We start from the raw sequence: 13,231 nt of genomic DNA on the forward strand, positions 1-13,231 counted from the left end.
TCTATCTCCGCAGGTCAACGGCGTGCAGATGTGTGTGACGGCCGAGGTTCAGTGTTCCTTTAGCCCTGCCGCCGACGATGAGAACCGGCGTGCGGCCGCGGCATTTCATCAGAGACGAACTCGGACTGTCATCAACGTGCTAGTGGCTGGGTGACCTCGAATGGCGACTGAACAGCAACTCGTCGAATACCTCAAGCGCGTCGCGGCCGACTTGCACGACACGCGGCAGCGCCTGCAGGAGGTCGAGGAGCAGCACACCGAGCCGGTGGCCGTCGTGGCGATGGCGTGCCGGTTCCCGGGCGGCGTGCGGTCGCCGGAGGACCTGTGGGAACTCGTCTCCACGGGCCGCGACGCGATCGGTGGGTTCCCCGCCGACCGCGGCTGGGACCTGGACGGCCTCTACCACCCCGACCCCGACCACCCCGGCACCTGCTACGTACGCGACGGTGGTTTCCTCGACGACGCCGACCAGTTCGACGCCGCGTTCTTCGGGATCAGCCCGCGCGAGGCGCTCGACGCCAACCCTCAGCAGCGGGTGCTCCTGGAGACGGCGTGGGAGCTCCTGGAGCGGGCCGGGGTCGACCCCGCCTCGCTGAAGGGCACCCCGACCGGCGTGTACGTGGGGACGGCCACCACCGGCGACGGCGCGCGCGGAGAGGGAACGACCGAGGGCTACGCGGGCAACGCCCCCAGCGTCCTTTCGGGCCGGGTCGCCTACACCCTCGGCCTCGAAGGCCCCGCGCTGACGATCGAGACGGCGTGTTCCTCGTCGCTGGTCGCGACGCACCTGGCGGCCCAGGCGCTCCGGCAGGGCGAGTGCACGCTCGCCCTGGCCGGCGGCGTGACGGTCATGGCCACGCCCGAGGTGTTCACCGGGTTCTCCCGGCAGCGGGGCCTGGCCCGGGACGGGCGGTGTAAGCCGTTCTCGTCTTCGGCGGACGGTACGGGGTGGGGTGAGGGTGTCGGTCTGGTGTTGCTGGAGCGGTTGTCGGACGCGCGGCGTAACGGTCATCGAGTGCTGGCGCTGCTGCGGGGTTCGGCGGTCAACCAGGACGGCGCGAGCAACGGCATGACCGCGCCGAACGGCCCCTCACAGCAGCGCGTCATCCGGCAGGCGCTGGCGAACGCGCGGCTTTCCCCGTCCGAGGTGGACGCCGTCGAGGCGCACGGCACCGGAACTCCTCTCGGCGACCCCATCGAGGCCGACGCGCTGCTGGCGACGTACGGGCGGAGCCGCTCACAGGACCGGCCGCTGTGGCTGGGCTCGGTCAAGTCCAACATCGGGCACACGCAGGGCGCGGCCGGCGTCGCGGGCATGATCAAGATGATCATGGCGATGCGCAACGGCGTGCTCCCGCCCACGCTGCACGCCGCGGACGCCACTCCGCACGTGGACTGGTCCGAGGGCGGGGTGCGGTTGCTGACCGAGTCCGTCTCGTGGCCGGACGGAGATCGTCCGCGCCGGGCGGGGGTGTCCTCGTTCGGCATCTCCGGGACGAACGCGCACCTGATCGTCGAGGGGGTCGGCGAGGAGGCCGGCGAGGAGGCCGGGCCGGTCGGCGCGGTGCCGTGGGTGGTGTCCGCGCGGAGCCCGGAGGCGCTGGAGTCGCAGGTCGGCGCGCTGGCCGGGGTGGACGCGGACCCGGTCGACGTCGGTTGGTCGTTGCTGCGGTCGCGGTCGTCGTTCGAGTACCGCGCGGTGGGGGTCGGGGAGTCGCGGGAGGAACTGCTCGCGAGCCTGGGATCGGCCGGCGTCGTGGAGCCGGTCAGCGGTGAGCCGGTGTGGTTGTTCAGCGGCCAGGGTTCGCAGCGGGTGGGGATGGGTGCGGGCCTGTACGAGCGGTTCCCGGTGTTCGCGAGCGTCTTCGACGAGATCTGCGGCCTGCTGGACCCGTACCTGGAACGGCCGTTGCGGGACGTGGTGTTCGACGGTCCGGCCGAGGTGCTGGACCACACGGCGTACGCGCAGGCGGGGTTGTTCGCGGTCGAGGTGAGTCTGGCGCGGTCGCTGCTGTCGATGGGGTTGCGGCCGGGTGCGGTGATCGGTCACTCGATCGGTGAGATCGCCGCCGCGCACGTGGCCGGGGTCATGGACCTGGAGAACGCGGCGCGGTTGGTGGGGTCGCGGGCGAAGCTGATGGGCGCGTTGCCTGCGGGCGGGGCGATGGTCGCCGTCCAGGCCGACCCGAGTGAGCTCGATCTGCCCGAGGGCGTGAGCGTCGCGGCGCTGAACACGCCGGGCAGCACGGTGATTTCCGGGCCTGCCGATCTCGCGGAGCGGGTTCAGGCCGAGTGGAAGGAGCGGGGCCGTAAGGCCAAGCGGTTGTCGGTCAGTCATGCTTTCCACTCGGCGCTGATGGAGCCGATGCTGGAGGAGTTCGCGGCCGCCATCGGTGAACTGTCCTTCGCGGAGCCGTCGATCCCGCTGGTCAGCAACCTGAGCGGCGAACCGGCCGGTGCGGAGATCACCGAGCCCGGCTACTGGGTGCGGCAGGTACGCGAGCCGGTGCGGTTCCACCCGGCGGTGTCGGCGGTCGCCGATCGGGCCGGGGTCTTCGTGGAGCTGGGACCGGGCCCGGTGCTGACCGCGGCGGTCCGGCACACGGTGGACGACGCCAGGGCGCTCGCCGTGCTCGACGGTGAACGGCCCGACGCCATCGCGTTCGGACAGGCCCTGGGGCGGCTGCACGCCGCCGGGGTGGACGTGGACTGGACCCCGTGGTTCCCCGCCGACCCGCCGCCCCGGATCGTCGACCTGCCCACCTACCCCTTCCAGCGGCAGCGGTACTGGTCGTCGGGCTGGAAGAAGGGCGGCGACCCCACGGGCCTCGGCCTGACCCCCGCGGGCCATCCCCTCCTGGGCGCCGCCGTGGAGCTGGCCCAGGGCGACGCCTTCCTCCTGACCGGCCGTCTCGGCGGTTCGGGCGGCTCGTGGCTGAACGACCATGTGGTTTCGGGGACGACGGTGGTGGCCGGCGCGGTCCTGGTCGAGTGGGCGCTGCGCGCCGCCGACGGCGTCGGCTGCGCGACCGTCGAGGACCTGACGCTGCAGGCACCGCTCGTACTACCCGGCCCCGAGGGACTGCGCGTCCAGGTCGTGGTCGGCGCGGCCGACGAGAGCGGCCGCCGCGAGGTGCAGATCTTCTCGCGGCGAGACGATGAGAACGCCGACGGGTGGGAGTGCCACGCCTCGGGGACGCTCGGTCCGCACGAGGTGCCCGGCGACATGGAGCCGCGGGCATGGCCCCCGCCTGGCGCGGAGCCGCTCGGAGTCGACGATCTGTACGAGCGCGCGGCCGCGGCCGGATACGACTACGGCCCAGCCTTCCAGGGCGTACGCGCGGCCTGGCGGCACGAGGGCGACCTGCTGGCCGAGGTGGAACTGCCCGAGGCCGCCGGGGAGGAGGACGGCTTCGGCATCCACCCGGTGCTCCTCGACGCGGCGCTGCACCCGGCGCTGCTCGCCGGCCGTACCGATGAGAAGGTCTGGATCCCGTTCGTCTGGAACGGCGTGTCACTGCACGCGGTCGGCGCCACGACCGTGCGCGTACGCCTCTCCCAAGGCGAGGAGCAGGACAAACGCGTCCTGCGCGTCCTGGTGACCGACCCGGCGGACGAGCCGGTGCTCACCGTCGAGGCGCTGTGGATGCGGCCGGTCGACGCCGGCCGGTTCCGGCCCGCCGCACGGCGCGCCGCGAGCGGCCTGTTCACCCTGGACTGGACGCCCCTCGGCGAGGCCGGCGCCGATGCCGAGGGCATCGCCGTACGGGGCCCCGAGCCGGTGGGACCGGAACTCGTGGAGGCGGCGATCCAGGCCGGCCCGCCGGAGGTGATGCTCGCCGAGGTGCACGGGACCGAGGACGACCCGCGGGCCACGGCCGAACGCGTCCTCGCGTCGACTCAGGCATGGCTGGCCGAGCCGGGGCTGGCCGACGCCGTGCTGGCGTTCGTCACCCGGGGCGGGCTCGCCGAGGCCGCGGTCCACGGCCTGATCCGCAGTGCCCAGGCCGAGCACCCCGGCCGGTTCGTCCTGGTGGACGCCGACGGCGACGCCGACGTGGCGGACGCCGTACGGCGGGGGCTGGCCGCGGGCGAGGAGCAGCTCAGAGCGCGCGGCGACCAGGTCCTGGTGCCGCGCCTCGCGCACGCCGCCGGCCGCGCGGAGGACGCCGGCGCGCCCCCACCGCTCACCGAGGACGAGACCGTGGCCGTGACCGGCGGCACCGGCATGCTCGGCGGAGTGGTGGCCGAGCACCTCGTACGGGAGCACGGCGCACGCCGACTGCTGCTGCTGTCGCGGCAGGGCGCGGAGGCGCCGGGCGTGACGGAGCTGCGCGAACGGCTCGGCGCCCTCGGGGCGCACGTCGACGTGGCGTCCGTGGACGTCGCCGACCGGGAGGCACTGGCGGAGACGCTCGCCGGCGTCCCGGAGGAGTTCCCCCTCACCGCGGTGGTCCACGCGGCCGGGGTGGTCGACGACGCGGTCCTCACCTCCCAGACGCCGGAACGCCTGGAGAACGTCTGGCGGCCGAAGGCCCTGGGCGCCTGGAACCTGCACGAGCTGACCCGCGAACTGCCGCTGAGGTTCTTCTGGGTCTTCTCCTCGGCCGCCGGCGTCATCGGCAACGCGGGCCAGGCGGGCTACGCGGCGGCCAACGCCTTCTGCGACGCGCTGATGGCCGATCGCCGCGCGGCCGGCCTGCCCGGCATGGCCGTGGCGTGGGGTCTGTGGGCCGACGCCAGCGGCGTCTCCGCCAACCTGACCGCCGCCGACCTGGCCAGGCTCCGCGGCGTACGCCCGCTGTCCGCCGAACGCGGCCTGGCCCTGCTGGACGCCGCCTGGCGACTCGATGAGGCCAACGTCGTGGCCGCCGACCTGAACGTCGCCGGGGCCTCCGCCGACGAACTGCCGCCGGCGCTGCGCGGCCTGGCCGGGCGGACCCGGCGGCGGGCGGCCGCGGACGGCGGCGCACCCGCCCTGGCCGCGCGCCTGGCCGGGCTCGACGCCGACGCCCGCTCCGAGGTGCTCGCCGGCATCGTCCGTGAGCACGTGGCGGCCGTCCTCGGCCACGCCTCCCCGCAGGGGGTGCGCGAGGACGCCAAGTTCGAGGACCTCGGGTTCGACTCGCTGACGGTGGTGGAGCTGCGCAACCGGATGACGGCGGCCACCGGACTGCGCCTGCCGGCGACGCTGGCCTTCGACCACCCGACCCCGCGGGCCCTCGCCCGGTACCTCGGCACGCGGCTGGACGGCGAGAACGCCCCGGTCGTCCCGGTACGGGCGGTCGCCTCGGCGGCCGACCCGATCGCGATCGTGTCGATGGCGTGCCGGTATCCCGGCGGCGTCGGCTCGCCGGAGGACCTGTGGGAGCTGGTGTCCTCGGGCGGCGACGCGATCGGGGAGTTCCCCGCCAACCGCGGCTGGGACCTGGAACGGCTCTTCGCCCCGAACCCCGACCAGCCGGGGGCCAGCCACACCCGCGAAGGCGGATTCCTCTACGACGCGGGGGAGTTCGACGCCGAGTTCTTCGGCATCAGCCCGCGCGAGGCGCTGGCGGCCGACCCACAGCAACGGCTCCTGCTGGAGACCGCCTGGCAGACCCTTGAGCGGGCGGGGATCGACCCGGCCTCGCTCGACGGCACGCCGACCGGTGTCTACGCGGGCGTGATGTACCACGACTACGCCAACGGCGCGGCCGACGGCGACGCCAGGCTCGAGGGCTACGTGATGCCCGGAGTGGGCAGCGCGATCTCCGGCCGGGTCGCCTACACCCTCGGCCTGGAGGGACCGGCGGTGACGGTGGACACCGCGTGCTCCTCGTCGCTGGTCGCCATGCACCTGGCCGCCAACGCGCTGCGCCAGGGCGAGTGCGACCTCGCCCTCGCCGGCGGGGTCACCGTGATGGCGACCTCCGGGCTCTTCCCCGGGTTCTCCCGGCAGCGGGGCCTGGCCCGGGACGGGCGGTGCAAGTCGTTCTCGTCTTCGGCGGACGGTACGGGGTGGGGTGAGGGTGTCGGTCTGGTGTTGCTGGAGCGGTTGTCGGACGCGCGGCGTAACGGTCATCGAGTGCTGGCGCTGCTGCGGGGTTCGGCGGTCAACCAGGACGGCGCGAGCAACGGTTTCACCGCGCCGAACGGGCCGTCGCAGGAGCGGGTGATCCGGCAGGCGCTGGCGTCCGCCGGGCTGGCGACCTCCGACGTGGACGCGGTGGAGGCGCACGGCACCGGGACGACGCTGGGCGACCCGATCGAGGCGCAGGCGCTGCTGGCGACGTACGGGCGGGACCGGCGGGAGGACCGGCCGCTGTGGCTGGGCTCGATCAAGTCGAACATGGGGCACACGCAGGCGGCGTCCGGCGTGGCCGGGGTCATCAAGATGGTGATGGCGATGCGGCACGGCGTACTGCCCGTGTCGTTGCACATCGACGAGCCGTCCCCGCACGTGGACTGGTCCGAGGGCGGGGTGCGGTTGCTGACCGAGTCCGTCTCGTGGCCGGACGGAGATCGTCCGCGCCGGGCGGGGGTGTCCTCGTTCGGCGCCTCCGGGACGAACGCGCACCTGATCGTCGAGGCGGCCGGCACCGAGCCCGTCGAGGAGACCGGGCGGGGCGGCCTGGTGCCGTGGGTGGTGTCCGCGCGGAGCCCGGAGGCGCTGGAGTCGCAGGTCGGCGCGCTTGCCGGGGTGGACGCGGACCCGGTCGACGTGGGCTGGTCGTTGCTGCGGTCGCGGTCGTCGTTCGAGCACCGTCTGGTGGCGGTGGGGGAGTCGCGCGAGGAACTGCTGGAAGGGCTCGCCTCGGCCGGCGTCGTGGAGCCGGTCAGCGGCGGGCCGGTGTGGCTGTTCAGCGGCCAGGGCTCCCAGCGGGTCGGGATGGGTGCGGGCCTGTACGAGCGGTTCCCGCTGTTCGCGAGCGCGTTCGACGAGATCTGCGGCCTGCTGGACCCGTACCTGGAACGGCCCTTGCGGGACGTGGTGTTCGAGGGCCCGGCCGAGGTGCTGGACCACACCGCGTACGCGCAGGCGGGACTGTTCGCCGTCGAGGTGAGCCTGGCGCGGCTGCTCACGTCCATGGGGCTGCGGCCGGACGCGGTGATCGGTCACTCGATCGGTGAGATCGCCGCCGCGCACGTCGCCGGGGTCATGGACCTGGAGAACGCCGCACGGCTCGTGGGGTCGCGGGCGAAGCTGATGGGCGCGTTGCCCGAGGGCGGCGCGATGGTCGCCGTCCAGGCCGACGCCGACGAGCTCGAACTGCCCGAAGGCGTGAGCGTCGCGGCACTGAACACACCGGGCAGCGTCGTGGTCTCCGGCCCGGCCGACCTGGTCGAGCGGGTCCAGGCCGAGTGGAAGGAACGGGGCCGCAAGACCAAACGCTTGTCGGTCAGCCACGCTTTCCACTCGGCGCTGATGGAGCCGATGCTGGAGGAGTTCGCGGCCGCCATCGGCGAGCTGTCCTTCACCGAGCCGTCGATCCCGCTGGTCAGCAACCTGAGCGGCGAGCCGGCGGGTCAAGAGATCACCAAGCCCGGCTACTGGGTGCGGCAGGTACGCGAGCCGGTGCGGTTCCACCCCGCCGTGTCGGCCATCGCCGATCGCGCGGGGGTCTTCGTGGAGCTGGGACCGGACCCGGTCCTGGCCACGGCGGTCCAGCAGACCGCGGACGACGCCAGGGCGCTGACCGTACTCAACGCGAAGCGGCCCGACGCGATCGCGCTCGGCGCGGCCCTCGGCGAGCTGCACGCCGGCGGGGTGGACGTGGACTGGACCCCGTGGTTCCCCGCCGACCCGCCGCCCCGCATCGTCGACCTGCCCACCTACCCCTTCCAGCGCCGGACCTACTGGCTGGCCGCCGGGCAGGGACGGGCCGGGGACGCCACCGGCCTCGGCCTGGACGCGGCCGGGCACCCGCTCCTCGGCGCGGCGATACGGCTCGCGGACGGCGACACGCACGTCCTGACCGGCCGGCTCCCGGGCGCCGACAGCGGAAGCTGGCTCGCCGAACACCGCATCCTCGGCACCGTCCTCCTGCCGGGCACCGCCCTGGTCGAATGGGCGCTCCGCGCGGCCGACGAGGTGAGCTGCGCGGGCGTGGAGGAGCTGACCCTGCAGGCGCCGGTGGTGCTCCCAGCGTCGGGCAGCCTCCCGATCCAGATCGTGGTGAGCCCGGCCGAGGAGGACGGCCGCCGGCAGGTACGGATCTTCTCCCGCCCCGAGGCCGACTGGGTCTGCCACGCCGAGGGCCTGCTGACGCCGGAGCCCGCCGGAACGGCGGAGGCGCTCGGCGGCCAGTGGCCCCCGGCGAGCGCCGAGCCGCTCGCCGTGGACGGGTTCTACGAGCGCGTCGCGGACGCCGGCTACGAGTACGGGCCCGCGTTCCAGGGCATGCGCGCGGCCTGGCGCGACGGCGACGACCTGCTGGCCGAGATCGTCCTGCCCGAGACGGCGGACTCGGCCGGATTCGGCCTCCACCCGGCACTGCTCGACGCCGCGCTGCACCCGGCGCTGCTGGCGGCCAGGCCGGATGACGACCGCACCTACGTGCCCTTCGCCTGGAACGGGGTCGCGCTCTGGGCCAGGGAGGCCGGCGGCGTACGGGTCCGGCTGTCTCCCGCCGAGGGGGACGGGCTCCGGGTGACGGTGACCGACGCCGCCGGGTCGCCCGTGCTCGGCGTCGAGCAGCTCGCGATGCGGCCCGTCGACCCGAGGCAGTTCCGCACCCGCGGCGTCGACGGCCTGTACGCGGTCGAGTGGCTGCCGGCCCCCGAAACGGACGCCGCCTCGGCGGAGGAGTTCGCGATCGCCGAGGCCGCGACGGCGGACGAGGCCTTGCGGTCCGTACGGGACTGGCTGGCCGACGACGAGGCCGGCGACCGGCGGCTCGCGGTCGTCACCCGGGGCGCGGTGGGGGAGTCTCCCGATCCGGACGCGGCGGCGGTCTGGGGCCTGGTGCGCTCCGCGCAGCTGGAGAACCCCGACCGGTTCGTCCTGGTCGACCTCGACGAAGGCGCGGAGGCCGGTCCGGCGCTCGCCGCCGGTGAACCGCAGGTGGCCGTGCGCGACGGCCGCGTGCTGATGCCGCGTCTCGTACGCGCCGGCACGCCGAGTGAGCTGACCGGCCCGGCCGGGGAACGGGCGTGGCGGCTGGTCGCGGAGAACGTCTCGACGCTGGAGGACGTGTCGGTCGCGGCCTGCCCCGAGGTGCTGGAGCCGCTGGAGACCGGTCAGGTACGCGTCGCGGTCCATGCGGCCGGCATCAACTTCCGGGACGTGCTCATCGGGCTGGGCATGATCCCGAACCTCGGCGGCATCGGCGGAGAAGGCGCCGGACTTGTCCTGGAGACCGGTCCCGGCGTCACCGGCATGGCGCCCGGCGACCGGGTCATGGGCCTGTTCGGCGGGGCGTTCGGGCCGGTGACGGTCGCCGACGCGCGGAGCCTGGTCACCATGCCGGACGGCTGGGATTTCCGGGAGGCCGCCGGCATCGCGGTGGCGTTCCTGACCGCCTGGTACGGCCTGGTCGACCTGGCCGGGCTGGCGCCGGGCGAGTCGGTGCTGATCCACGCCGCGACCGGCGGCGTCGGCCGGGCGGCGGTGCAGATCGCCCGGCATCTGGGGGCGGAGGTGTACGCGACCGCCGGGCCCGCCAAGCACACGCTGCTGGAGGAGATGGGGATCGACGATGCCCATCGCGCCTCCTCCCGCGACCTGGACTTCGAGGAGAAGATCCGTACGGCCACCGGCGGCCGGGGCGTGGACGTGGTGCTCAACAGCCTGGCCGGCGAGTTCACCGACGCGTCCCTGCGCCTGCTGGCCGAGGGCGGGCGGTTCCTGGAGATGGGCAAGACCGACATCCGTGAGGTGTCCGAGGTCTGGTACCGGGCCTACGACCTGGTGACCGACGCGTCGCCCGAGCGGATCGCGTCGATGCTGGCCGAGCTGCGGGAGCTGTTCGTGTCCGGCGGCCTGCGGCCGTTGCCGGTGCAGGCGTGGCCGCTGGGGCGGGCACGTGAGGCGTTCCGGTTCATGAGCCAGGCCCGGCACACCGGCAAGCTCGTGCTGGACGTCCCCGCCGCGATCGACCCCGAGGGCACCGTACTGATCACCGGTGGCACCGGCACGCTGGGCGCGCTGGCGGCCGAGCACCTCGTACGGACCTGGGGCGTCCGGCATCTGGTGCTGGTCAGCCGCCGCGGGCCCGACGCGCCCGGCGCGGCCGAGCTGGCCGCCCGCCTGCCCGCGGAGGTCACGATCGTGGCGGCCGACGTCGGCGATCCGGCGGAGGCGCGCGACCTGGTCGCCGGGATCGACCCGGCGCACCCGCTGACCGGCGTGGTCCACGCCGCGGGAATCGTCGACGACGGCCTGGTCACCGCGCTGACCCCCGAGCAGATGGCCGACGTCTGGCGGGTCAAGGCCGGCGGAGCCGCCAACCTCGACGCCGCGACGGCCGGCCTGCGGCTGAGCTTCTTCATGGTGTTCTCTTCGGCGGCGGCCACGTCGGGCAGCCCCGGCCAGGCCAACTACGGCGCCGCCAACGCGTACTGCGACGCCCTGATGACCCGGCGCCGCGCCGCCGGCAGGCCGGGCCTGTCGATCGGCTGGGGCCTGTGGGAGTCGGCCAGCGGCATCACCGGCGAACTCAGCGACACCGACCTGCACCGCATGAGCAGCAGCGGGATCATCCCGCTCGGCGACGAGCAGGGCCTGGCGCTGCTGGACGGCGCGTACGAGCACGGCAGGCCGCACCTCGTCGCGATCAACCTGGACGTGGCGAGCCGGCCCGCCGACACCCTGCCGCCCCTGCTGCGCGCCCTGGGCTCGGACGGCGGCGCCCGCCGGGCCGTCCAGAACGGGCACCGGGGGATCGACTGGGCCGGGCAGCTCGCCGGGCTGTCCTCCGACGACCAGCTCTCCCTGCTGCTCGGTCTCGTACGGACGAACGCGGCGGCCGTGCTCGGGCACGCCGATCCGGACGCGCTGCGCGCCGACACCCAGCTCAAGGACCTGGGCTTCGACTCGCTGACCGCCGTCGAGCTGCGCAACCGGCTGGCGGCGGCCACCGGGCTGCGCCTGCCCGCCGCCCTCGCCTTCACCTATCCGTCTCCGGCGGCCATCGCCGGTCATCTGCGCGAGCGGCTGGTCCCGGCCGAGGCGGATCCGTCGGCCCCCGTCTTCGGCGAGGTGGACAAGCTGGAGGCGGTGATCGACCGGTTCGGCCCCGAGGGGGACACGCGCAACCGGCTGGCCAAGCGCCTGGAGGCCCTGCTGTGGAAGCTGGGCGACTCCGGCGGCGACGTCGACGACGACGCGCTGGAGTCGGCGTCCGACGACGAGATGTTCGAGCTCATCGACCGGGAACTCGGATCTTCCACGGGGAGTGAGGACTGATGTCCACCACGGAGGAAAAGCTCCGCCAGTACCTGAAGCGGGTCACCGCCGACCTCGGCCGTACGCGGCAGCGCCTGCGCGAGGTGGAGGACCGGGCACGGGAGCCCCTCGCCGTGGTGAGCATGGCCTGCCGTCTCCCCGGCGGCGTGAGCTCTCCCGCGGACCTGTGGGAGCTGGTGGCCTCGGGACGGGACGCGATCGGCGACTTCCCGGCCGACCGCGGCTGGGACCTGGACGGCCTCTACCACCCGGACCCCGGCAACCCCGGCACCACCTACGTACGGAACGGGGGCTTCCTGGAGGACGCCGCGGGGTTCGACGCCGCGTTCTTCGGGATCAGCCCCCGTGAGGCCCTGGCCGCGGAACCGCAGCAGCGCGTGCTGCTGGAGACCGCCTGGGAACTGCTCGAAGGGGCCCGGATCGACCCGCACTCGATGCGGGGGACGAGCGTGGGCGTCTTCGCCGGCATCTCCAGCCAGGACTATCACACCGGGTCCGGCACGCCCGACGAGATCGAGGGCTACATCGCCACCGGCAGCCTCGCCAGCGTCATCTCGGGCCGGGTCGCGTACACCCTCGGCCTGGAGGGCCCCGCCGTGACGGTCGACACGGCGTGCTCGTCGTCGCTGGTCGCGATGCATCTGGCCTGCGACGCGCTGCGCCGGGGCGACTGTGATCTGGCCATGGCGGGCGGCGTCACCATCCTGGCGACGCCGACCGCGTTCGTCGACTTCTCTCGTCAGCGGGGCCTGGCCCCGGACGGCCGCTGCAAGGCCTTCGCCGCGGCGGCGAACGGCACCGGCTTCTCCGAGGGCGTCGGCCTGGTGCTGCTGGAGCGTCTGTCGGACGCGCGCCGCAACGGCCACCGGGTGCTGGCGGTCGTACGGGGTTCGGCGGTCAACCAGGACGGCGCCAGCAACGGGCTCACCGCCCCCAACGACGCCGCCCAGGAGCGGGTGATCCGCCGGGCCCTGGAGGACGCCCGCCTCACGTCCTCCGAGGTGGACGCGGTGGAGGCGCACGGCACGGGAACGACGCTGGGCGACCCGATCGAGGCGCAGGCGCTGCTGGCGACGTACGGCGCGGACCGTCCCGCCGACCGGCCGCTGTGGCTGGGGTCGGTCAAGTCCAATATCGGGCACACCCAGGCGGCCGCGGGTGTCGCCGGGGTGATCAAGATGGTGATGGCGATGCGGAACGGCGTCCTGCCGGCCACGCTGCACATCGACGAGCCCTCGGAGCACGTGGACTGGGAGACCAGCGGCCTGCGGCTGCTGACGGAGGGCCGGGAGTGGCCGCGGGCCGGCCGCCCGCGCCGGGCGGGGGTGTCGTCCTTCGGCATCTCCGGTACGAACGCGCACCTGGTCCTGGAAGAGGTCCCCGAGACGGAGCCGGAGCCGGTCGACGGCGCCGGCGGAGTGCTGCCGTGGGTGGTGTCGGCCCGCAGCGGCGCCGCGTTGCGGGCGCAGGCCGGTCGCCTGCGGGAGCTGGTGGCCGCCTCGCCCGCCGAGGTGGGCTGGTCGCTGCTGCGGAGCCGGTCGGCGTTCGAGCACCGTGCGGTGGTCGTGGGCGACGACCGGGCGGCGGCCCTGGAGGCGCTCGCGCGGGGCGTGGCGCATCCGGACGTCGTGACGGGCGTGGCCGGACAGATCGGCCCCGGCCCGGTGTTGGTGTTCCCCGGCCAGGGTTCGCAGTGGGCCGGGATGGGCGCCCGCCTGCTGGAGGAGTCGCCGGTGTTCGCGGCGCGGATGGCCGAGTGCGAGAAGGCTCTGGCGCCGCATGTGGACTGGTCGCTGGACGAGGTGGTCCGCGGGGATGGTTCGGAGCTGTCGCGGGTGGATG

2 protein-coding genes are annotated in these 13,231 nt (G+C 74.3%); both read left to right on the forward strand.

The genetic code is table 11. From position 1 onward, the window contains the following. Nucleotides 1–160 precede the first annotated feature (160 nt). On the forward strand, nucleotides 161–11,389 hold the full coding sequence (locus QWU11_RS35550) for a type I polyketide synthase (RefSeq protein ID WP_290118894.1): 11,229 nt from the start codon (nucleotides 161–163) through the stop codon (nucleotides 11,387–11,389). After that, nucleotides 11,389–13,231: type I polyketide synthase (locus QWU11_RS35555; RefSeq protein ID WP_290118895.1), on the forward strand; the 1,843-nt coding region annotated here is incomplete at its 3' end. The genes QWU11_RS35550 and QWU11_RS35555, both read left to right, overlap by 1 nt.

The sequence above is a fragment of the Actinomadura sp. DC4 genome, from assembly GCF_030406325.1.
GTDB lineage: Bacteria > Actinomycetota > Actinomycetes > Streptosporangiales > Streptosporangiaceae > Actinoallomurus.